This window comes from Tenacibaculum litopenaei (assembly GCF_964514025.1).
Classification (GTDB): Bacteria; Bacteroidota; Bacteroidia; order Flavobacteriales; family Flavobacteriaceae; genus Polaribacter; species Polaribacter litopenaei.
The window spans coordinates 359,286-383,544 of sequence record NZ_CAZEQT010000003.1 but is presented as its reverse complement, the minus strand read 5'-3'; the positions used below and the strand labels follow the sequence as shown (position 1 = coordinate 383,544).

General features: G+C 39.7%; 16 protein-coding genes. 4 read left to right on the top strand and 12 right to left on the bottom strand.

What is annotated here, in order from left to right; translation table 11 throughout:
* Positions 1–53: 53 nt before the first annotated feature.
* Both ACKTS5_RS06210 and ACKTS5_RS06205 read right to left on the bottom strand, forming a co-directional pair.
* On the bottom strand, positions 54–2,222 hold the full coding sequence (locus ACKTS5_RS06210; RefSeq protein WP_408042983.1) for an alkaline phosphatase D family protein: 2,169 nt from the start codon (positions 2,220–2,222) through the stop codon (positions 54–56).
* A gap of 11 nt (positions 2,223–2,233) precedes the next feature.
* Positions 2,234–4,621 carry a fibronectin type III domain-containing protein gene (locus tag ACKTS5_RS06205; protein WP_408042982.1) on the bottom strand — a complete coding sequence of 796 codons (2,388 nt, stop codon included), beginning with the start codon at positions 4,619–4,621 and terminating at the stop codon, positions 2,234–2,236.
* 216 nt (positions 4,622–4,837) lie between these two features.
* Between ACKTS5_RS06205 and ACKTS5_RS06200 the strand changes: the two genes are divergently transcribed.
* Complete coding sequence (locus tag ACKTS5_RS06200) at positions 4,838–5,161, top strand: hypothetical protein (RefSeq protein WP_408042981.1); 324 nt, start codon at positions 4,838–4,840, stop codon at positions 5,159–5,161.
* Here ACKTS5_RS06200 and ACKTS5_RS06195 read toward each other — a convergent pair.
* The 5 genes from ACKTS5_RS06195 to ACKTS5_RS06175 all read right to left on the bottom strand — a co-directional run bounded on the left by ACKTS5_RS06195 (position 5,145) and on the right by ACKTS5_RS06175 (position 10,902).
* Positions 5,145–5,768: a DUF6134 family protein gene (locus ACKTS5_RS06195; protein ID WP_408042980.1), complete on the bottom strand. Its 624-nt coding sequence runs from the start codon at positions 5,766–5,768 to the stop codon at positions 5,145–5,147. The two genes, ACKTS5_RS06200 and ACKTS5_RS06195, sit on opposite strands and share 17 nt — an antisense overlap.
* Positions 5,769–5,770: 2 nt before the next feature.
* Complete coding sequence (locus ACKTS5_RS06190) at positions 5,771–8,278, bottom strand: DUF5686 and carboxypeptidase-like regulatory domain-containing protein (protein ID WP_408042979.1); 2,508 nt, start codon at positions 8,276–8,278, stop codon at positions 5,771–5,773.
* 10 nt (positions 8,279–8,288) lie between these two features.
* Positions 8,289–9,140: a sterol desaturase family protein gene (locus tag ACKTS5_RS06185; RefSeq protein WP_408042978.1), complete on the bottom strand. Its 852-nt coding sequence runs from the start codon at positions 9,138–9,140 to the stop codon at positions 8,289–8,291.
* A 132-nt stretch (positions 9,141–9,272) separates the two neighbouring features.
* Positions 9,273–9,647 (bottom strand): hypothetical protein, encoded by a 375-nt coding sequence (locus ACKTS5_RS06180; RefSeq protein WP_408042977.1) that lies wholly within the window; start codon positions 9,645–9,647, stop codon positions 9,273–9,275.
* A 115-nt stretch (positions 9,648–9,762) separates the two neighbouring features.
* Positions 9,763–10,902, bottom strand: coding sequence for a helix-turn-helix domain-containing protein (locus ACKTS5_RS06175; RefSeq protein ID WP_408042976.1), 1,140 nt, complete (start codon positions 10,900–10,902; stop codon positions 9,763–9,765).
* Between the two features lie 244 nt (positions 10,903–11,146).
* On the opposite strand from ACKTS5_RS06175, the gene ACKTS5_RS06170 reads away from it, so the two are divergent.
* Positions 11,147–14,572, top strand: coding sequence for a methylmalonyl-CoA mutase family protein (locus tag ACKTS5_RS06170; RefSeq protein ID WP_408042975.1), 3,426 nt, complete (start codon positions 11,147–11,149; stop codon positions 14,570–14,572).
* A 57-nt stretch (positions 14,573–14,629) separates the two neighbouring features.
* Here the strand turns inward: ACKTS5_RS06170 and ACKTS5_RS06165 are convergent, their stop codons facing one another.
* Positions 14,630–15,247, bottom strand: coding sequence for a TetR/AcrR family transcriptional regulator (locus tag ACKTS5_RS06165; protein ID WP_408042974.1), 618 nt, complete (start codon positions 15,245–15,247; stop codon positions 14,630–14,632).
* A gap of 74 nt (positions 15,248–15,321) precedes the next feature.
* On the opposite strand from ACKTS5_RS06165, the gene ACKTS5_RS06160 reads away from it, so the two are divergent.
* Positions 15,322–16,479, top strand: coding sequence for an FAD-dependent monooxygenase (locus tag ACKTS5_RS06160; RefSeq protein ID WP_408042973.1), 1,158 nt, complete (start codon positions 15,322–15,324; stop codon positions 16,477–16,479).
* Between the two features lie 89 nt (positions 16,480–16,568).
* Positions 16,569–17,192 carry a TonB-dependent receptor plug domain-containing protein gene (locus tag ACKTS5_RS06155; RefSeq protein WP_408042972.1) on the top strand — a complete coding sequence of 208 codons (624 nt, stop codon included), beginning with the start codon at positions 16,569–16,571 and terminating at the stop codon, positions 17,190–17,192.
* 119 nt (positions 17,193–17,311) lie between these two features.
* On the opposite strand, the gene ACKTS5_RS06150 is transcribed toward ACKTS5_RS06155, so the two are convergent.
* From ACKTS5_RS06150 to ACKTS5_RS06135, 4 genes are all read right to left on the bottom strand, one after another.
* Positions 17,312–18,208 carry a fatty acid desaturase gene (locus ACKTS5_RS06150; protein WP_408042971.1) on the bottom strand — a complete coding sequence of 299 codons (897 nt, stop codon included), beginning with the start codon at positions 18,206–18,208 and terminating at the stop codon, positions 17,312–17,314.
* 48 nt (positions 18,209–18,256) lie between these two features.
* Positions 18,257–18,763 carry a GbsR/MarR family transcriptional regulator gene (locus ACKTS5_RS06145; protein WP_408042970.1) on the bottom strand — a complete coding sequence of 169 codons (507 nt, stop codon included), beginning with the start codon at positions 18,761–18,763 and terminating at the stop codon, positions 18,257–18,259.
* A gap of 64 nt (positions 18,764–18,827) precedes the next feature.
* A complete protein-coding gene (gene recQ, locus ACKTS5_RS06140) occupies positions 18,828–20,924 on the bottom strand; it encodes a DNA helicase RecQ (protein ID WP_408042969.1) in 2,097 nt (698 codons plus the stop codon).
* Between the two features lie 75 nt (positions 20,925–20,999).
* Entirely contained in the window at positions 21,000–24,173 is a 3,174-nt protein-coding gene (locus tag ACKTS5_RS06135) for a S41 family peptidase (protein ID WP_408042968.1), read from the bottom strand.
* Between the last annotated feature and the right edge of the window lie 86 nt (positions 24,174–24,259).

Genomic DNA, 24,259 nt, shown 5'->3' with positions numbered 1-24,259 from the left:
AAAGGCACCTAATACCTAAACACTAAGTACCTTTTTTTCAGCTATTTATTTCTTTAGCGCACTACCATCTGCCTTGTTACTACCTGTGTTCCCACAGTAATCTTCATAAGATAATGACCTTTAGATAGCCCTGTTACCTCGAAACTAATGTTGTATATTCCGGCTTCGTGATGTTTATCCAATACTAATGATTTAACCTTTTTACCATGTAAGTCGTACAATGCCGCACTCATATCGGTTGGCTTTTGGATTATGTAATGTAAGTTCCCCTCCCATTCCATTGGATTTGGATACAAGCCTAAAAACACAAAATTCTGCGATAGCGCTTCTTTTATTTGTGTAACCTCCACCGGTGCTGCTCCGTAATTAGATGCACTCGTAGCTCTGGCAGGGGTGCTGGCCTGATGGATTCCACAACGTCCTTTATTTACATAGAATCCTTTATGGAAATACTGTCCAGAATTAGGGCGTTTAATATCATTTATATAGTACCAATCTGCTTGTACGCGTTGTTCCTTTACGTCTAACACATAATATCCATGAGGATCTAAATCGACTTCTTTCATATGACGATTCAACGATTTGGTATACCACTCCGCAATTTTCGCTGCCCAGCTACCAACGACATCTACATTTTGTGAAGTAACACTCGGTACAACAAATTCCGAAGCAACACATTTTCCGTTATGCTCTATATTTCCTGCAAATGTACTGTGAATATCCCCGGTCAATACCACTACATTATCGATGTTATTGTTTAAAACAAACTCGTGGATTTTCGCTCTTTCTTCTTTATATCCATCCCAAGCATCCTTGGTAGGGACTCCTCTATAATACATCATCATTACCTGATTTCCCAATAATTTCCAGGTAGCTTTTGACTGAGACAATTTATTCAAAAGCCAATCGAATTGTGGCTTACCGAGAATTGAAGTATAGGTACCTTTATTATTTACTCGCTTGGCTAAAAAGTTTGTTTTCACTGATTTTTGCAATAGTGCTTCTAATTTTTGAGTGTCGATATCACTGGCTGGCCTGCGCACCCCCTCGTTCTTAAAATTAAAGGCTACCTCTGTAAAACTAGTTAGTAAAAACTCTTCCTCTTCCTTAGAAAGCATCGATTTTTCAATAAAATAAGGCATTACAAACTCCAAGGCTGTTTTGATTTCAGCTTTCGTATTTAAGGGATGTGTTTCTATATAGGCTTTTACCTTTGCCTTTAGGTCTTTTTCAGAAATAGACTGAAAACGTTCTCCCGAGGCAACACTCTCTCCACGCCCCTCAATACGCGTATCTAACATTAATAAATCAGCTAAATTCCCATATGAAAAATCTCTGTACAATCGGTACTCTTCAATAGAATTGGCACGTACAGGCAACCATTCAAAGTAGGCCTTGTGAGCATTTCTCTTACGAGCTTCCCAACTCCCCTCCTTAGAAGGTGAGTGATTTTCCGCTCCGTACTTGTTTGCATCGTTGGCAAATTCGTGATCATCCCAAACAAGAATAAAAGGATGCTGTTGATGCAAGTTACGCAACATAGGATCTAAACGATAATAAGAATAGCGAATTCGATAATCGTTTAACGTAACAATTTCATTGGCTGGCACATGCCCTCTTCCCAAACTCTTACTGTAGCCATATCCACCACTCTCATATTCATAAATATAATCTCCTAGGTGAATCACGGCATCGATATCGGTTCTTTTAGCCAGTTCATTATAGGCGTTAAAATACCCATTTTGATAGTTTGAACAAGATACAACTCCAAAACGTACGTTCGACACATTTCCAGCAGGCGCAGTCCTGGTCTTTCCGATTATTGATTTTCTACCCAAGGCTTCAAACTGATAGTAATAAGTTTGGTTAGCAGCTAAATTACGAACATCAATTTTAACGGTATAATCCGCTTCTTCATTCGTAATCGTTGTTCCACTACTTATCACCTGACTCATATTAGGCTGTAAAGAGACCGACCATTTTACTGGAACGGCTTTCTGATTTGCCGTAACTCTCGTCCAAATAATAACGGCGTCCTGCAAGGGATCTCCTGAGGCTACACCGTGATAAAATGGCGCCAGAGAAGCATCGAAGTAGTTTTCTATGCTCCGTGCCTGTCCACGACCTATTTTTGTAATTACTGTGCGCTCCTGAGCACTAGTCACGTTCGCTAAAAGGCATAGCAATACACAACATAGTACATGTTGAAAAAATTTTGACATGATAAAAAGGGTTATTTAGTTATTTTTTTAGTGATTATTTTTCCAGATTTTTCTTCTTTGATATAGAGGATATAGGACCCGCTTGCCAGTGTCTGTGTAGGAATCTTTACAACTCCAGCATGGCTCTCTGCATAGCCCTGCCACTGCACTGCTCCCAACACATTAAAAAGCTGCAGATAAAAACGAGTATTTAAGGACGACTGTAAACGCACTTGTAACTCTTCTTTAAATGGGTTTGGATATACTAAGGCATCCCATGAATTATTTTCAAGTTCAACCTGTAACTTTGCTTTCAAGCTGCGTTCTGTTGATCCTATTTTATAGGTTACCACTAACTGTGCTGCCTTTGAAGGATCTTTGTCATAGCTAAAGGCTTTTCTTCGATTTCTAGAATTATCGGCATCCCAAAGCACAAAACTCATACTGTTACCATACTTCCAGTCCTTTTTATTTACCAGTGCCTGCAACAAAGCGCTAAGTTCCGGCGTTCTTGTAGCAGCACTAAGCGCTCCTTTAGACCAACCGCTGGGGCGCCAAGAGACTGTTTTAGGCAGCCTTGGTCGGCCAGATACCGCATATGGGGCACTAAATTCCGTCGCATTTGACACATCGTGTGCCGCAATTTTTAAATGCACACCATTGCTTTGTGAATCTTCGGCCACAAATTGAATGTGCGCATGCGTGATAACTGCTCCTTTGGGCAATGCTACATATTGAAAACGCAATCCGATGTATTGATTAGTACCGAAAAAAGTCCATCCGTAATCGAATCCCATTTCCAAATCTGAACTGTTATAATACAATTTACCACGGGCATCGATCCCTTCCTCTACATCGTCTTTACTCGTTGCTATTTGGCTACGTACCGTTCGGACAAAACTTCCTGCATTTACAAATACTTCCTTACGGTCGTAGGCTGAATAATCACTATTGTAGGCAGTAGCCTCAATTTTATGTCGCCCATTGCTCAGCTGGTAACTAGTTTCAAAAGGTTCAGAAGTATCCACTCCGATGGCTTGTCCGTCAACCTTAAATTCGACGGCGGCAATCCCAATACCCGGATTTTTTACGGCAACTTGAATCTCAGTCGGACTCGTAGCACTCACAGCCTGATCATTAACGAGATTTTTAAAGGCTATTTCTGGGCGCTGTGCAGCGTATTTCTCATTGTGAATAACCACCTTTTCTCCATTTTTGGGTTTCCATAAGCTAAGATCAGCTGGCAATTCAAATGGATTATGATTAGAAACGGCCTTCATTGCTGACGGATCTTTTACTATCACTGTACGCACTTCTATTTTAAATTGATCAACGAATACTAACTTAAACTGATTGAAAGAGCCAGTATCTCTGGTCCACGGCTTAGAATCATCACTGGTACGCAAAGGCGCTCCCCAACATCCTTCTCCTACATATACCGTTCCTCTCTTATCATCGCGTTCAAAACCTTCCTTACAATTGCTGTTTCCTGCGCAAGGCTTAATAGGCCAAGTCGATTTCACACTGTGAGAATCACTTTCGCAAACTAAGCGTACTCCGTAATTATAAAACAATGACGACCAATTGGTATACTCGTCATTACCTTCTGACTTTGAAGCTACATGAGGACGCATTGGCTTGTGGTATTGCGCCATTTTCCAATCAATTGCTGGATGTGCTTTTAAATCTTGTTCTAACCAATTTCGTTGATTTCCACCTGCGGTAATTTCAGAATTTAACGTATAGCTACGAATCAGTTGATCGCCAAAAGTAAGGGCGTAATAAACAGCTGTAGAAGGGGTATTAAACAAGTTGTAAATTACCTTGTTCGATTGCTCGTGATTCCCTCTCGCGGGAACTATAGGAAACATACGGCCGTCCTCAGCAATGGTCAATTGCCAATCACTAAACCAATTTCTCCACTCGAATAGCGTATCTAAATTTGTCATATCGCCACCAAAAAATACGGCATGAGGCTTTAACTTAGCTACCATTCGATTAGCGAATTGTCGGACATCTCTGTTATTTCGAGAATCACCTCCTGCGATAAAAGACAAGCGTTCTTTGGTATTCGGTGCTGTTTTAAACCAAAATCTACGGCTCACGTCTTTCGAATCGCGAATCACAAAATAATACGCCGTATTGGGTTGCAAATTGCTGAGCTTTACAAAGTGATTACTCATAAACTTGTAATACACTTTACGGGTTACGGTTTGCTGGTTGGGATACTGCTCCCAGGCCTTTCCAAAATCGGTGGTTCCATAATAGACAACAGGGTCGTCTCCTGAAGTTTGATTCCAACCGATCATTACGGTGGTTGCGGGGTCATCGGTAAGAATAAGACGATAGCGATCATTGCCTGCCATCGCCTTGAATCCTACCAGTACTAATGAAATTAAAAGTAGTCTTTGAAGGGTCATGGTGTTAAAAATTTTGCCGAAACTAGCGTTTTTAACAACGTGATATTATGCATGCATAACACTTAACTAAATGTTAAAAAAATTAACATTTATCTTTTTTTTTATTAAAAAAAAACTAACTAATAATTAACAAATCTGAACAATAAAAGCTGTAAGGAATAGGTATTATACCTAGAGAAAAAGGGGATTGTAGTTATTTTTGACTATTTTTGAACTGTGATACTCATCCTCAAATACATCATACCGAAAGGTTTTGTCGGCTTGGCATTTTTTCCATTTATCGTTTTAAAACGAAAGGAATTAAAAACAGATGTCGTGCTTATCAATCACGAGAAAATTCATCTCAGGCAACAATTAGAGCTCTTACTCGTACTGTTTTATTTACTCTATATCGCTGAATGGATGGTAAAAGTATGCTGGTATCGCAGTACTTCACTAGCTTATAAGAACTTAAGTTTCGAGCGAGAGGCCTATGCCCATGAACACGACCTCTACTACCTCGAAACCAGAAAACCATGGGCTTTTATAGCTTACTTGTAAGCTTTTCCTGAGGTTTTAAAATCATTTGAAAATTAAAGAGTGTTTTCCGAACGATACACTTCGTCAACACCCCGGCTTCGTTATAAAAATAACTGTCTTTGTGCCTGCTTTTTGGGTTGATTAAATCAAACTGAAATTCCGACACTTTCTTCATAGTTTTATAATAGCCTCCCACTTCTTCAAAGATTTTTTCACCGTCTTTCGGTTTTCTATAGGTCAACAATATGGTACTCATGGTCACCGGCCTGCTGTGCGTTGTTTTCTCGCCATCAGTCACAATTTGATAGCCTCCGTTATTAAGAGGAGTTACCTCCGACAACTCGCGCACCTTTCCGTTCTTTCTGACCTCGTAGAAACTCGTCATTAACGTATCGTTTTTATACACTGTTTTCATAGTGGTCACAATGCGTTTCTTTCCGAAAAAGGACACTTCTGATTTGGAATCAGAAGTGTAAATAACCCCTTCTAGCTTTCGCTCCTTTTTCGTAGTTACAGTTCCGATTTTCTTCCCGAAAACTATAACATCATACTGATAACTCTGTGCCTGTACATTGGCAGCGAGTATCAGCAGCCCCCATAAAAATATTTTGATAATTAATCTTTGCATACCTAAAATGATGTTTTAAATCCAACTCGCACTCCAAACTTCGGACTCACTGGTCCGTTTACATTGGTAAAGTCACTTCTCCAAATAAAATCGACCCGCAGTGGACGTAAATTTCCGTATCCTATGTTTTCTATTCCTACACCGTATTCGAAATAGGGCTTTTTGTCAGGAGCCACATAGCGAATTGTCGATCTGTTAATGCGTTTATTTTTCTCTGAGATTGTTCCGTAAACAGCTCTAAAAGTTAACAAGCTTCGAAGGCCTAACTGTTTCACCAAGGGTACTCTATTCATGAGTAGCCCATTAAAATGATGTTCAAAGTGAGTTTCGACAGAACTGTCGGCTACGAAATCGTAGTAATCTAACAACGCAAAAGTATTCGGTGTTAAAAAATACGTTTGATTAGACGGTACTGCAGTAATAACGGACAGCGGTGTTTTACCAAAGGTTTTGCTCGCAATCAAAGTGGCGTCTAACACTCCAAACTTACCGAAAGGAATAGGGTGATTATACAACAAAGCGAGCTTACTGTACTCTACATTCCCTCCAAGCACGCCGCGATAGGCTCTTTTGAAATTCAACAATACTTTTGGGTGTAACTTAGGTCCTATTACCCTATCGACGCCAAAACCTTCTACCTGTCTACCCGGTTGGTAACTCAAGTAAATATCACTGTATACATCCGTTGTTCTGTGTTGTACTTGCCCTGTTCTCTCATTTAAAAACGCCAAAGAAAATCTCTTAGGATCTGCCGAAACTATGCGTTCTTTCGCCAATTTTACTCCGACATTAAAATTTTTAAATACTTCCACATCAAAGCGAAACATCGATTTACGAACACGTGATAAGAAAAAGTTTTGTCCTCGTACAAAAACTGCCTTCGGACCTTTATCGGGTTGTGGATTTAAATCACGCTCGTTAAACCGAGTGAACCCCATCTGTTCTATGTCGTTTAAATACGCTGCTCCGATAGTAATTCGGGGCTTTGTACTGAGCAAGTACCTCGCTTCCAAACCGTATTTAAACTTGTTGTCTTTAAAACCAAAAGCACCAAAACCTAAAAGACGAAAACGGTCATCGTTCGATTTAAACGTACGAAACCCTAATCGCAGTCGTACCCCTTCAATGTCATTTCTCGCCGTTGTCGTAAACAAATTCCCCAACTGCAACCCAGTAATGGGGGTAAAATATCCATCCGATAGGGTAAAAATGGTTCCTGTTGCTCTCTTTACTTTGGTACTTGTCTTAGCTTTAGCTACTAATTTCAAGGTTCCCTTTTCTTCCTCAACTAACTGATCATCCCAATAGGCAGCTTCTTTTTTAAATTGATTCTTACTCGACTGCACCAAAGGATTTTCATAGAAAGCGCGCGATTTTGCACGGTTGAACAAATACTTCGAGTAGCGTTCACGTTTTACTAAGTAAATACTCTTTTCAGTCTTGTTTTTCGTCAAAAAAGTAAACTCTCCTTTGTACTCATTTGACTTGGGTAAATAAATACTGTCATTTTTAAGCTCAAAGGTCTTATGGATGCTCAAATCTCTTACAAAATTTAAATTTACCTCCTTTAAGATTTCCATTTCAATGGCACTTAAGGCATAACTTTTCGCACTCACTTTAAAATGGCCTTTAAACACCAAATCACCATTTTGTCTCGGGAAAAAATGAATCGTATACTCTTTAGCACCTGCTACTTCTGTACTGTCAGACAATACGTAATCATAACTACCAAAACCAGAAGTCGCAATTGGGCTGACAAAAGTCTTGTCTAAAATAGGGATGCCGTCTTCGTATACATTAATTTCTTTAAATACATTGGTAGCTCTGGCAACGTATTTCCCCAACTGATGAATTCCCGTCTCGCGCAGTGCTTCAACATCAACTCGTTCCAAGTTCAGTTCGTTACTTCCGTATACATTTTCTACCTTTTCAATAAACTCAACTGGCATGTAGTAACTGTCATTATCGTAATTCTGTCGGAGATGCTCTTTGAGTTCTCCGTATTTTTTTCGCAATACTTTACGAACAAAAGCGCTATCCATATTTCCAAATCCCAACTCTCTCGAAGAGAATCGTTGAAATTGGTAGCTTTTAACAAGCGCTACACCGTTTTTCTTTTTGCGCTTCCATATTTCCTTTAAAATTCTATATGCCGGATTCTCTTTTTTCTTTAACCTCTTCTTGGGCTTCCTTACGATAACCACCTCATCTAAACTGGTCGCATTTTCTTTGAGTACAATCTCTAAGCGTATACCTTTCAATTTAGCGTATGGAATAATCCTTTCTTCAAACCCCATTAAACTCAGGGAAACATCTGCTTTCCCTCCATTTTTTTTCAACTGAAATTCTCCCTGATCATTGGTTGTTGTACCGATAGTCGTACCTACAAATACCACATTAACAAATGGTATTGGCATTCCTTGTTCATCTACAACCACTCCACTAACCTTTACTTGACCTATTGCATTACTCACCAATAAGATCAAGAGTCCAAACAAAACTCCCCTCATAAACTCGTCCCTATTTTACTGACTTTAAGCTCGTTTTGTTAGCGTAAACTGGATTGGTTGAATGAATGCGTTCTCCGTCAAAGGGTCGGGTGACCAAATTTTTAAAGTCACTATTTTCCTCAGCATCCATATTGGTATCGATACCGTGCACTATGCTACTTTGTTCCATACTGGTATAGGTACCAAACAAGCGATCCCAAATTCCGAGTATGTCTCCGTAATTACTATCTGTATACGGTAACACATAGTGATGGTGAATGTGATGCGTACTCGGTGTTACAAACACCCAAGAGACAATTCTATCAACTTTTGGATTCAATTTCACTTTAGAATGTGATGTTAAATTGATAAAGCTCTGAATAAACTGTTTGAGCAATAAAAATGAGGCAGGGACACCTAAAACAAACACTATTAAGGCCAAATAACTTACTCGAATTGCGGTTTCTCCTGGGTGTTCTCTGACTGTAGTAGAGATATCAACTTCCATATCACTGTGGTGAATTTGATGAAAACGCCAAAACCAAGGCACCCTGTGCATCATCACGTGATACCAGTAATCAAAAAAATCAATGGCGATAAACGCCGTAATAAAATACACTACTTTATTTTCGGTAATCGGAAGTAAATGCAGCAGTCCCCAACTTTGGTCGACCGTCCAATTTGCGACCATAAACACCACTGTTGACAGCAGCATTTGCACGGGTAGTACCAAACTGATAAACTTGGCATTTAACAAGGAATGCGAGGCCTTTGACTTGATATCTTGAGAAAAGATGACCAATTCTAAACTCCAAAAAAAGATAATGATGGAAGCAAAGACTATTAATTGTAAAATAAGAGGATTCTCTAATAAATATGACATATAACTTTGTTTTGATGACTATTACTTACGGTTTGGTTAGTATAAGTACAGTCATCCCCTGCACACCCCTTGTGAGGATGTGTATGGAGGATTACTAAAAAACTAAACGGTTAACTTGAAAAAGCCGTTGAATTAACTCTTTTTATAATGAAGTTGTAGTGCGCCTTCATCGGTTTGAATAGACAAAATCATTCCGGTTTTCGTAAATGAAATGACCTTAAATTCTGTACTATCGTTTCCAACAGTAACTACGATTTTACTAGTTGCACTGTCAATCGTAAAATCACCGTGTACTTCCTCACCGAGAAATCCTTTAAATTTATTGGGTTTACTGTATTCCTGATACGCTTCTGCTACCCCAAACACTTCTTGAGGTGTTCCTTTCTGTCCCATCATTTCAACGACATCAAGTTTCCATTTCCCAAAAATTTCTTTGGCGATATCTTGTCCTTGGGCAGAAAAATGTCCGACTCCCACCATCATTAAAATAACAATTGCTTTCTTCATCTCTATACTAATTTTCTATTTTAAACTAACCTAATACGCACTGTTCACAAACGGAGTACTACCGCTTGTGAATGGCACTCGACAAAGAAACGTCAAACTCGAAAAAAAATGCAGATTAAGGAGTCCCAGAACGCGTATTCGGACTATTTATCCGGTTTTTGTACTCACTTGGCGTGAGTCCTTCGAGCTCTTTAAAAACCTTGTAAAATGTTGATTTAGAAGAGAATCCAGCATCTCGAGCGAGTCCTAATATAGAATATTGTACTGCTTTATCAGAAGCGATGAGCCTTTTGAACTCCAACACTCTAAATTGATTGATAAACTGGTGAAAATTCTTTTTTGTACAGTTATTGATCAAGTTAGAAAGTTCGCGTTCACGAACTGTCAATTGTTCGGATAAGCTCTTGATGGTTAAATTCGGATTGGTATAAATTTTATGTTCTTCGATTAGCGTACACAAACATTCGAACTTGTTGTGTAATTCTGTATCCAGATTATCTTCTTCAACCTCCAACGAACAATTTTCCTCCACACACTTTTTTTCTACTTCGATAATTGGGGGTTCTACAGCGTTTGTATTCGGTGTATCCAATTCGTACTGCTGAAATCCTTTGACTCCTACCCAATACACGATGCTAAACGTTACCAAACTTTCTATAAAATCCATAATAGCATCCAGTGCTGAGTTTTCGTCAATAATCAGTTCGACGACAAACATAAATACGTGTAGGCTTATGACCATAAGCATCAAAACTCGTATCCAATGCAAGGTTCTATTATCAATTGTTGAATAGAAACTCTGTAAGTCTTTGCGGTATTTTTTTATGTAGCGCATGCTCAACACCATCAAAGGAAAACTGATGAGCATGTAGAGCAACCCGTTAAAGACCTCCGCCAACTCAGGATCTTGAAATGGTATGATATTGACCAATACCCCTGGAGCATACAACCAGATCCAATACTTAATTTCGTTCTTATTACTGTGAGACACGATGTACAAAAACAAGGAGGGCACAATGAATAAAAAGGAATTAAACGAAAAAAACTTTTCTCCTATGAGCTCAACAACTTCTTCGTCTGCCAAAAACTCATTTAGAAGGCTGTAGGCCAAACTCCAAATAAAAACTACTAAAAACACGTTTGCTTTATGCGCCTTTAGCCTGTGAGTCAAAAACAGAAACCCCAGCATGGCTGCGGAAAAAGCTGTGAGAAGATAAAATATCGCGGATATTTTTTCAAAGGTATACGTGTACATAGTCTTCTAGTTTGTGTGTATTAGTTGTTATTTAAACAAGAACGTTACAACACTTCCCTACTGTATACATTCTTAATATTTTTATAAAATTCCTAATTTCCTAGAATTTAGAATTCTTTTTTGCCCAATGCTCAACGTCGCAAACATAAAAAAATTGCAAATGGGATTTTTACCCTTTCAATAAAGTCTTCTATTTTTTAATATTTCCGTAAATTGCATGCGATAAATACAAGATAATTTACGAATGGAACAAACAACTCCTTATAAACCTAAATATAAAGTAAGAATCGTAACAGCGGCTTCCCTATTTGACGGACACGATGCTGCCATCAACATCATGCGTAGAATCATCCAATCAACAGGTGTTGAAGTTATTCACCTCGGACACGATAGAAGTGTTGAAGAAGTGGTGAATTGTGCTATTCAAGAAGATGCGAATGCCATTGCAATGACCTCTTATCAGGGGGGACACAATGAGTATTTTAAATACATGTACGATTTACTCCAGGAAAAAGGAGCCGGGCATATTAAGATTTTCGGAGGTGGTGGTGGAGTAATCCTTCCTGAAGAAATCAAGGAACTCATGGATTACGGTATCACGAGAATCTACTCGCCGGATGACGGTCGTGAATTAGGCCTACAAGGTATGATTAACGATTTGGTTCAACGCGCTGATTTTGCTATTGGTGATCAGTTGAATGGAGAAATCAACAAATTAGAAGAAAAAGAGATCGGAAGTATTGCCCGTATTATATCATCGGCAGAAAACTTCCCAGAAGTGGCTAAGGATACCTTAGCAAAAATTCACGAAAAAAATAAAAATGCAAGTACTCCTGTACTCGGAATTACAGGTACTGGTGGGGCTGGAAAATCGAGTTTGGTTGACGAGCTGGTTCGCCGTTTTTTAATCGACTTTCCAGAAAAGACCATCGGACTCATTTCTGTCGATCCATCGAAAAGAAAAACAGGAGGTGCTTTATTAGGTGACCGTATCCGCATGAACGCTATCAATAACGAACGCGTATACATGCGTTCACTTGCTACGCGTCAATCTAACCTAGCGCTGTCTAAATACGTCAACGAAGCTGTTGAGGTACTCAAAGCCGCAGCCTTTGATTTAATTATCCTAGAAACTTCGGGAATTGGACAGTCAGATACAGAAATTATTGAACATTCGGATACCTCATTGTACGTAATGACTCCAGAATTTGGTGCCGCTACTCAATTGGAAAAAATTGATATGTTAGATTTTGCCGATTTAGTTGCTATCAATAAGTTTGACAAGCGAGGAGCCTTAGATGCCCTGAGAGATGTTAAAAAGCAGTATATGCGCAACAACAACCTCTGGGACATTCCTCAAGAAGACCTTCCGGTATACGGAACTATAGCCTCGCAATTCAACGATCCAGGAATGAATTCGTTGTACAAGGCCATCATGGATAAATTAGTGGAAAAAACAGGAGCTGATTTAGCTTCTACCTTTGAAATCACTAAAGAAATGTCAGAAAAGATTTTTGTCATTCCACCGGCACGCACGCGTTATTTGTCAGAAATCGCCGAATCTAATCGCGCTTACGATAAAAAGGTTTCACAGCAGGAGGTTGTGGCTCAAAAGCTATACGGAATTAGTCAAACCATAGAAAGTGTTACGGATTCAAAGGTTGTACTTGACAAGGCAGGAATTGATGCGGAACAACTAACCATCAACGAGGAGCAACGCGATTTTGTAAAGCTGTTATTAGCAGAATTTGATCGCGTTAAAATGAATCTCGATCCTTATAACTGGGAAATCATTATGAATTGGCAAGACAAAGTGGCCAAATACAAAGCTCCAGTGTACACGTTTAAAGTACGCGATAAGGAAATCAATATTCAAACGCATACAGAATCCTTATCACATTCTCAGATTCCGAAAGTAGCCTTACCAAAGTACCAAGCTTGGGGTGATCTGCTCCGTTGGAACCTGCAAGAGAACGTACCTGGAGAGTTCCCTTATGCTTCAGGACTGTATCCATTTAAGAGAACTGGAGAAGACCCTACTCGAATGTTTGCAGGTGAAGGAGGACCGGAAAGAACCAACAGACGTTTCCACTACGTTAGTTTAGGAATGCCAGCAAAACGTTTATCGACGGCATTTGACTCGGTAACGCTCTACGGAAATGACCCTGGTCACCGTCCAGATATCTACGGAAAAATTGGTAATGCCGGAGTTTCTATTTGTTGTCTTGACGACGCTAAGAAATTGTATTCAGGCTTCGATTTAAGTCATGCCATGACTTCAGTTTCTATGACAATCAACGGGCCTGCTCCTATGTTGTTAGGTTTCTTTATGAATGCCGCTATTGATCAAAACTGTGAAAAATACATCAAAGAACAGCAACTTGAACACCTCGTTGAAGAAAAATTAGCGTCTCTTTACGACGCGAAAGGATTGGAAAGACCGAGATACAACGGTGATCTTCCTGAAGGAAACGACGGATTGGGATTAATGCTCTTAGGGGTTACCGGTGATCAAATTTTACCCGCAGAAGTATACGCTGAAATTAAAACGGCTACACTTTCGCAAGTTCGCGGTACTGTGCAAGCCGATATTTTAAAAGAAGATCAAGCGCAAAATACCTGTATTTTCTCAACGGAATTTGCCCTGCGCTTAATGGGAGATGTCCAAGAGTACTTTATCGAGAAAAACGTTCGTAATTTTTATTCGGTATCCATTTCTGGATATCACATTGCCGAAGCAGGAGCCAATCCTATTACGCAATTAGCACTTACCTTAGCCAACGGATTTACCTACGTAGAATACTACTTATCAAGAGGTATGGACATCAACAAGTTTGGACCGAACTTATCGTTCTTCTTTTCAAATGGAATTGATCCGGAATACGCTGTTATCGGTAGAGTGGCACGTAAAATTTGGGCCAAAGCACTCAAATTTAAATACGGAGCCAATCCACGAGCTCAGATGCTCAAGTATCACATTCAAACTTCGGGACGTTCTTTACACGCTCAAGAGATTGATTTTAACGATATTAGAACTACTCTACAGGCCCTGTATGCAATTTACGACAACTGTAATTCATTACACACGAATGCCTATGACGAAGCCATTACGACACCTACAGAAGAAAGTGTACGTAGAGCTATGGCCATTCAGTTGATTATCAATAAAGAATTAGGACTCGCAAAGAATGAAAACCCAATTCAAGGATCGTTCATTATTGAGGAACTGACCGATTTGGTGGAAGAAGCTGTATTGACTGAATTTGACAGAATTACAGAACGCGGAGGTGTATTGGGAGCCATGGAAACCATGTACCAACGTTCTAAAATTCAAGAAGAGAGCTTGTACTATGAAACTTTAAAACACACTGGTGAGTTTCCTATTATTGGAGTGAATACCTTTTTGAGTTCTAAAGGTTCACCAACAGTGACTCCTCAAGAAGTCATCCGTGCAACGGAGGAAGAAAAGTTATTCCAAATTAAAACAAAAGAAAACTTGAACCAAGCACATGCTGCCAAAGCGAGTGAAGAACTCGATATTATTCAGAATGCTGCTGTTCAAAACGAAAATATTTTTGAAAAACTAATGGAAGCGAGTAAAGTGTGTACACTAGGACAAATTACTGCCGCTCTTTTCGAAGTAGGTGGTCAGTACCGTCGTAATATGTAACCTACTCATTGCAAATTACTTTAAACTCCCCGCTACCTTGGTAACGGGGAGTTTTTTTTATGATTTTTGATACTGTAGATAGCTCTTTTTTGCCTTCGGGGTAAAATACGGATACCAAACTCCTCCCATCAACCTGGCATAATGCGCTACTTGACTTTCTTCTAACTTGGAATTGATGTAGGCCGATGATAACCAGAAATCACCGAGCATTTGAACGCGCTCCCACACCTCTTCATATTCTCCTTTAAAATCTGCCTGCCTTAGGTAGCCCGCAGCTATTAATCGCTGTACCAAACTCATGAACTGCTCTTTCCGATGAACTGTCAAGGTTTGGTAATGTGCACTAATTTTGGGATGTGTTCTCATTACTTGAACAAAGTCGAGCATCATAAAACGATAATTAAAAAATACTTTCATAACCGCCGTATTCACCTCAAAAAGCAAATTCATAGAAAGCTCGGCAGTCTCAAATTTTATAAACTCAGCGGATAAGGCTGTTACCAAGTCTTCGTACAGAACCTCGATGATGTCTGCTCGCTTTTTGTAGTGGTAATTTAAATTCCCCTGGCTCATTCCTAATTCCTTTGCAATCGTTCGGAGCGTTACTTGTGACAATCCCTGACTGTTAAACAATGCCAGTGCCTTATCACGTATCCTTTTTTTTGTCGTATTCATAGCACAAATATACAAATTAGTACATACGACCTAAATAAAAATATTTTTAGTAACTTTGACCTAAAACCAATACTATGGAGATTTCAATTATAGGAGCAGGAATTGCCGGTTTAACAACGGCACTTTTTTTAGAACGACAGGGATACACTGTCAACATTTACGAACGGGCGACAAAACTAGAAGCCGTGGGAGCAGGTATAACCCTCGCTCACAACGCAATGCAAATATTTGAAAACCTAGGGATTGCCCATCAACTAAAAAAAGAAGGGCATCTGATTGAACAGTTCACTATAGCCACGGAAAAGCTCGATACCATTCAATCGATACAAACACAGCGTTACGATGAACTCTTTCAGACCTCAACCGTAGCCATCGCTCGCGCTCGTCTTCAAAACACCTTACTAAACAGCCTTGAAAAAACGTCGATACATCTCGGATATCAGCTTCAAAAGCTCCACCAAAACAGTGAACAGGTTCACCTTAGTTTCGACAATGGATTCGAAGTGTCGACATCAATGGTTATCGCGGCTGATGGCATACGTTCAATCACTCGATCACTCATAGCTCCCAACGCCACCATACGTACGACATCACAGTATTGCTGGCGAGGTATTGCAAATTTCGATATCCCTTCGAACTACGTACATAAACTTCATGAATGCTGGGGAGGCACCTATCGTTTCGGGTTCGTTCCCATCGATAAAAATCAGGTGTATTGGTTTGCAGTTACCTCAGAGGCTCAGCGTGTACAAAATACGCTACATCCAACGAGTTTGCTCACTGCGTATGCTAACTTTCATCCGTTAGTCACTGAACTTATCACACATACTCCAAAATCGAAAATTCATGGGGCTGCTATAACCGATTTACCACAAGGCACTCCGTGGTACCAAGGCCGAGTATGTTGTATTGGTGATGCCGCGCATGCCACGACACCCAATATGGGACAGGGAGCATGTCAAGCCATTGAAGACGCCTACTTGCTCTCTACTTTAATTTCTGAACAACCACATGCCTCGGTATTCAACACCTTTCAAAAATTGAGAACCGATAAGGTACGACGTGTTATTCAGCAGAGTTATCGCATAGGAACGGTGGCACATTGGAAATCCCCAGTCTTAAAACACCTCAGGAATAAAGGTTTAGAATGGATGCCTAAGCGATTACAAGAAAATAACTCCATAGCACTATTTTCGCTAGTAAAAGCACCCAAAAATAACACAAAACACTAAATTTTAACACTTTAAACAGCAAAACCATTGAATTCCACCCAAAACTCTAAAGAATATTTAGTATATTGTCCTACTTAAATACTGAAAGGATGAAAAATAACTACTTCAAAATCTTACTCTTTTTGTTCGTTGTAACAATGGGGTTTAAAGCCACGGCTCAAGACAAGGATAACTATCTATCCATTCAAGTAAAAGATGAAAAAAAGAGGCCTGTTCCTGGAGCTATTATACTCTTTGACGATGTACGTCAAAAAAGATGGACAAATTCTAAAGGTATTTTCAAAACAAAACTACAGAAAGTACCCAAGATTATTGCTGCATTTTCACCTAAAGTAGGTATCCAAAAAGTCAAGTACAACGGTAAAAAATCTATTGTGATAATTATCGAAAAAAGAAACGATAGTTATACTGTCAATGATGCTAACAACAAAGTGGCCAGTACCGCACAATTTTGGAATATTTACGACTATATGCGCGGACGCATTCCAGGCGTAAACATCGATTCATCAAATCGCATTACGATTAGGGGTTACAACACTGTTAACGGAAGTACGACACCGTTGTTTATCTTGAACGGTAACGCCATCAGTGAAGCTTTGTTTGCGAGGATAGAACCTAATACCATCAAAGCTATTAAAGTATTAAAAGGTACGGATTCTGCCATTTACGGATCACGCGGAGCCAATGGTGTTATTGTTGTGGACACTTTTTAAACTGCACAACTACAAATTATGTAAACTCTTGTTCCTTATATAGAAACACTCAAAAACCTCATAAGTATCCTAGTACTTTGAGGTTTTTTCTCTTTTTCACGGGATGATAGCAATTCTCCCTATTGCAGTATATCTGTAGTAGTTATCGGATATACCTTCAATGCCTTAGCTCGCGCTTCAGCATCACGATGGGTTTGTACCTCCCAAATCAAGCCAATGTACTTTAAAATAACAATGGCACACCAACCCAGGTCTAGTTCAAACCAGCTTTTTGAAAACTTTGCAGATTTTGGATAGGCATGATGGTTGTTGTGAAAACCCTCTCCAAAAGAACACACTCCTAAGAGTACATCGTTATAACCACTTTCACTAGCACCGGATACCTCGTAACGAACATAACCATGGGTATGTGATGCATAGCCTATAAACCAATGGGCTAAGATTGTTACAGCGGCGCGAAATGCAACCAGAAACAGCATGGCATTCCAACCGTAAAGCAGATAGAAAAGTAGCGCCATTCCGAGTATATGAGCGAGCCACGTACCATTTAAAAAGCGCAGCCAGGTATCTTCTAAATCGTCCTTAGGAATATTGTATCGGTCGACATTTGTAGGACGAAAACTCAAGTGCAAATTCCACCAATAATCTTTTAGTAAACTGTGTTTGTATCCAAAATAAGGCAAGCATTCCGATTGGTTTTGCCAATAATCTCTGTAATAATGAAACTTTAACCAATTTAATGGTCCTCCCAGTCCGGTAAACACAAAGGCATAGGCCAATAAATTTCTAAACCACCTCGAAGTCTGATACGACTTATGAATAATTCCGCGGTGCAATCCTACAGAATGCCCCAAACAAACAGTAAGAAGTACCAATACTCCATTTAACCCCAGTACTTCGCTACTCAATTCAGCAAAGTCAATAGTCAAACTTCCCAAGATAAAGAGGTAAAGGGTAAGAATTTTAAGTGGGGCTAGCACAATTTTTCCATAGCGAATTTGATCATTTTCTTTCATAACTTATTTTATTTTCAGAAATTATTGAAACTTTATTGATAAATTTTTTTACTTTTTCAAGAGTTTGGTAACATTAGACAAAAGCCAGTGCTCATCTGCTCTAATGGCTTTGTCTAGCAACCCATTTACCGTTTCTGTTACGTGGACCAAATCGCCCATCAAAACACGAAAACTTTCTGCTTCTTCTGAATCCTCGGCTACTTCGCCTTTTAACTCCTTTAGCACTTTTATTACAGGTTCTATTTCACGCTTTTTGCGCTCTTTTGTCACTTGCTTAAACAGTTCCCAAATATCTTTCCCAGATTCAAAATACTCTTTGCGCTCCCCGGGTACCAATACTTTGGTTACAATTCCCCAGTCGATAAGCGCGCGTACATTCATGTTCACATTGCCTCTCGAAATCTTAAGAATTTCCATAATTTCATCGGACGACAAAGGTTTTACTGAAACCAATAACAACGCATGTACCTGAGCCATGGTTTTATTTATCCCCCAATGTGTGGCTAAACTTCCCCAGGTTTGTATGTATTTTAATTTGGCTTCTTCTAATTGCATGTGACAAATATAGGATTAGTTTTAAAACTTTCAAAAATTTCTGAAAATAAATTTCAATCAGAGTTTATTTCTTTTGCAGAATCGTCAGCGCCACCCTAATTTGTTCGTAGGGTACTTTTTCACCGAGAAACTCAAAATACGGTTTTAAGGCTGTTTCATTTTTCAATTCCTTCTTGGCATTTGCCACGCGTTTCAAAATAGCGGGCGTCACAAATTCATCCAAGCTAACATCCTTACCTTCCAAATACAACTTCGACAGGTGCGAAAAAATAGTCGTTGTCTTCAGGCCTCGTAATTCACCGATTTCCTGAACAGAATGACCTTGTTGATACAGCTTAAACGTTTCTAAGGTGGTATCTTTTTTCGTTTTGCGCTTTTCATTTAGAAAGGACTTAATTTCTTCCATAAACTCATCACCATACACCGCTAGTTTTCGTTGTCCAACACCGCTAATTGCTAAAAACTCAGTAGCTGATTGTGGTCGTTCCCGTTCAATTTCGCGGAGTGTGGCGTCGTTAAAAACCAAGTAGGCCGCAATATCTTCTTCCTTAGCAATGCGATAACGCAGGGCTCGCAAACGGTCAAACAACGTGGTATTTGCCGTTTTTTTCTTTGCTTTCTTCGTTACTTTTGTCTCTTCAACAACCTGTGGCTTGGTCAATTCTACACGTTCTCCCTCGAAGAGCACTTTCTTTGCTAGGTTAGAAAGTTGTAAGGCATTACGCTGGTGAAAGGCTATTTGACAAAATCCTTGATTCACCAATTGTATCAGGTAGTGCTGCCAATCGCGCCAAGCAATATCCTTCCCTGCTCCATAGGTTTTTAGTTGCTGGTACTGCTTGTCCAACACAGCGGCATTTTGGGCTCCTCTTAAAACGTCAATCACCATCCCCATAGCTTCTTTTCCTTGAAGTCTATAAATAGCTGAAAGCGCTTTCTGGGCAATAATCGTACCGTCAAAAAAGGTTGGTGGATTGTTACACACATCACAATTTCCACAGTTCTCTTCGATGAACTCACCAAAATAGCTCAACAGAATTCTACGTCGACATACGGTAGCTTCCGCAAACTGCTTCATCCTGTCGAGTTTCGCTTCCTGTACTTCTTTATTGCCTGTATTTTCAATAAACTGACGGAGTTGAATAACATCGGCATAACTGTGAAAAAGTAGTGCATCCGAAGGCAGACCATCACGACCTGCACGCCCAATTTCCTGATAGTAACCTTCAATATTTTTGGGCAAATTATAGTGAATTACCCAACGAACATTCGATTTATCAATTCCCATACCAAAAGCAATAGTGGCACAAACCACTGTACAATCGTCTTTAATAAAGGCTTCTTGGGTAGCTGATCGTTCGTCAAAACTCATACCGGCATGGTACGCCAAGGCATCGATCCCTTTCTGCTGTAATTTTGAGGCAAGCTGTTCCGTTGCCTTTCGACTCAAACAATACACAATTCCGGCCTCATTAGGACGTTTGGTCACAAACTCAATAATCTGTTGTACTCGTTCGTTAGCAGGTCGCACCTCCAGTGCGATGTTTTCTCGGTTAAACGAACTGATAAAACGATCTGCGTGAGGAATGGCTAGCTGGGTTACAATGTCTTCTTGCGTGGCTTTATCAGCCGTTGCAGTCAATGCGATGATTGGAACTTCAGGAAGTGATTTTTTTAAGAAAGACAATTGTTTGTACGAGGGTCTAAAATCGTGTCCCCAAGCAGAAATACAGTGCGCCTCATCAATAGCTACACAACTGATGTAACTTTGATTCAACACATTTTGCAACATGGGTAAACTTTCAGGAGCTACGTACAACAATGTAATGGCTTTGGTAGCCACGTCTTCGAATACCTTCGCCTGTTCTTCAGCGCTTTGACTACTATTGATATAAGTAGCTTTGATACCATTGGCCTTCAAACTATCTACCTGATCTTTCATTAGCGCAATCAACGGAGAAATTACCAAGGTAATGCCATTAAAAAACAAGGCCGGTAGTTGGTAACAAATAGACTTACCTCCACCCGTTGGCATGATAACCAAGGTATCTTTCTTTGCCAATACGTTTTCAATAATCTGCCCTTGTTGCAGGCGAAAACTTTCATAACCAAAATTCGCCTTTAATTTCTTGAGTATATCCGCTTCCAAAATCTGTTCCATCTGGCAAAAATAAACATAAAAAAAGCGAAGACCTGAGGTCTTCGCTTCAATCTTCTTTATATTTTTAGTAAGCGACTACAATTCTTGTAATAGTACCTCAACGGCCTTTTTCAATTGTGCATCCTCTCCTCGATCTTTAGATCCTGGAGCGTTCTTTACTAGGTAATCAGGTGTTGCTGGCGCTTCATTCTCCATGTTTTTACCAGACTTCTTCACGTACCATGCACGGAATGGCATGCGGATAAATCCATTTTGTAAAGATCTTCCTCCTGTCGAAATCACGGCTCCAAAAGTAGGTTGTCCTACCAGTTTACCCAAACCTAAATTTTTAAAGGCATGCGAAAAGATTTCCGCATTCGAATAACTGTTTTCGTTACAAAGTGCAACCACAGGTTTGGTATTCACCGATAAAATTGCACGTTCGTTAAACGGATAGTTTTTAGTAAAACTCTTGTGATTTTTTAAGCTCTTTGTAGCACCTCGTGGAATTGTATAGGCGTGTTGTTGTACGTTTAATACAGCCATCAAACGATCAGTAGTCCAACCTCCTCCGTTGTAACGAACGTCGATAACTATTCCTTTTTTACCGTACCCACTAGCTTTTAACTCTCTTTCAAAACGTTCAAAACTCGGCATGTTCATTCCTTGAATATGAATGTATCCTAATTGTCCGTTTGAATACTTAGCTACGAGCTCTTTACGAGATTCTACCCAAGCATCGTACTGTAATCCTCTCAAAGACCTCAACGTTCTCAATACCACGTCTTTTCCGCCTTTTAGCTGTAACAATACTTCGCTGTTACGCGTGTTTTTTAAGTAGCTGTAAAAATTACTATGCTTCTTGATAGGTTTACCATTTACTGCTACAATAACATCACCAGCTTTTAATTTGCTCTTTGTTTTATCAGCAGCAGAATTAGGCAATACATAGGTTACTTTTACTCCGTCTTTTACAGGTACTACTTCTAATCCGATCAATCCGATATTGCTGCTCGCAACCTTCTCTGGATTTCTTGAAGCGTAGCCCATGTGACTCGCATTTAACTGTCCTAATAACAAGTTAAACACGTATGAGAAATCTTGTTGTGTACTTGTTGACAATACCCAAGGTCGGTATTTCTTCACCAATGACTTCCAGTTATATCCATGGAATTCAGGGTCGTAGAAACCGTCAGTAAGTGCGCGAATACCTTCGTCAAATACCTGCGCTCTCATTCCATTCAAATCTCTTACAATGCGAGCACTGTGTGGCAATGAGGTTAATTTATCTGATTTCGGATTCATTTGCTTTAACCTACCTGAAGCTGTGAGGTAGATTTTACCTTTAGCTACCGAGAAGTTTCCTACACGAGATGAACCGCGAACTGCCTTAGGCTTGCTTCCATCCCATTTTACCTTGTAGAGGTTTCTTTTTTGCGTTGCCGGATTCGTAGCAGAAAAGTAGATATACTTGCTATCTGGACTGAATAACACACTGTATTCATTGTCTTGCAAACGCGTTACTTGTACCAAACGATCGTAGATTTTATCTGCATCGATTTTTACTTTCACTGTCTTTTTCTTCTTCCCTTTCTTTCCTTTCTTAGCTTTTTTTGACTTCTTACTCGTCGCTTCTTTCGAAGCGTAATAGTCTCCTTCTTCGTGGTCAATTCTCGATTTCTCCCAATCTTCCTTCTGCAACCACAACATCCAAACATCGTAATTGATCCCGCTGCGGTTTGATAAGAAGGCTAATTTTTTTCCGTCTGCACTCCATACTGGTGACGAATCACTACGAGGGTGCATACTCACATTCATCTTTACTTTAGGATCGGCTACTGATTGGATAAAAATTTCACTATCGAAGTTTAAATCCTCCTGAGAATATGCGATATACTTGCTATCCGGACTCCAGCTAAGATCTTCTGGTGCCGCCCAAGTATCTGAATAAATTTTAGGGTTCTTAATCGCGCCGTCTTTGATATCTGCGATGTACAAAGTTCCTCTTCCTACCTGGTAGGCAATCTTCTTTTGGTCAGGAGAAACATACATGCGCTCTACATCTTGTTTGCTTTTTGTTTCTTTCGCTATCGCAACTTTCAAACTGCGGTTTAACCCTACCAAAGAGTCACTTGACGTTGCACTGTAAATTTCGAACTGCCCATCTCTATCTGAAATAAAGAATAATTTTTTGTTCGAAATCCACTGAGGATTTTTATCTCTTGAAGGTCCTTGGCCTATTGGATTGGAACGCTTCTTTTCTTTATTGTTCAGCTTTACAAATACATCTCCCTCGATCTCCATCGCTACTAATTTAGCGTCTGGTGAGATGCTGTAATTGCGAATTCCTCCTGAAGTAACACGAGCATCTTCTTCGTCAAAATGTGCATCAGACCCTAGGCTTAACTGCAATTTCTTTGAAGAACCTTGAGTGAACAAATAGGTTGTTGCTCCAGATGCGTATACAATTTTACCATCATTGGCTATACCAAAAGTACGAACACCGTCTACGCGTTGCTTCGTTAACTGCTTCGCAACACCACTTTTGGTACCTTGACTAGAAATTGCTTGTTTATAAATGTTGTAACGTCCACTTTCCGCTCCGATATAATACAAATTTCCAGCTGCATCCCAACGCGGCGTATGATCGTTCTTTACGCTTGTAGTAATTTGGTGGTACTGCTTGGTTTGGGTATTAAAAATCCAAATATCGCGCTGCGCTGACCCGGTATAATCTTCACGTGCAATTCGACATGCTCCTTTCACATAAGCGATGAATTTCCCATCGGGCGATATGGTTGCTTGCGAACCTAAGGCTGTTAACAAGCGAGTTGGAGTTCCTCCTTTTTCCTCAACTTGATACATTTGTGCATCCCATTCAGGCCCTTTCAACACTCTGTTGGTCGTAAATACCACTTCGTCTTTATACCAATCAGAAGGCACGTTTGAAGTTGGGTAATATGTTAATTGCTTAGGACGACCTCCGTTTACAGCTACTGTAAACACATTGGTATTCCCTGTTCTATTAGAAGAGAAAGCTATTTCTGAACCATCGTCATTCCACACAGGATCAGACTCATAAGCTTCGTGGATAGTTAATCTTCTCGCGTCTTTTGTAGCCAAGGTATATACCCAAATATCACCGTGGTAGCTAAACGCTAGTTTCGAACCATCTGGGCTTAAACTAGGCTTTCGTATAAAAGTTGTTTGTGCAGTTAGGAGGCCTGAGCAAAACAGCATGGCCACTGCAAGTAATTTTCTAGTTAGCATGAATTGTTATTTTATAATACTAAGGTATATCTTTAGGTCAAATATTTAATAAAATTTAGCATTCTCTTAACAAATCTTAACATCTA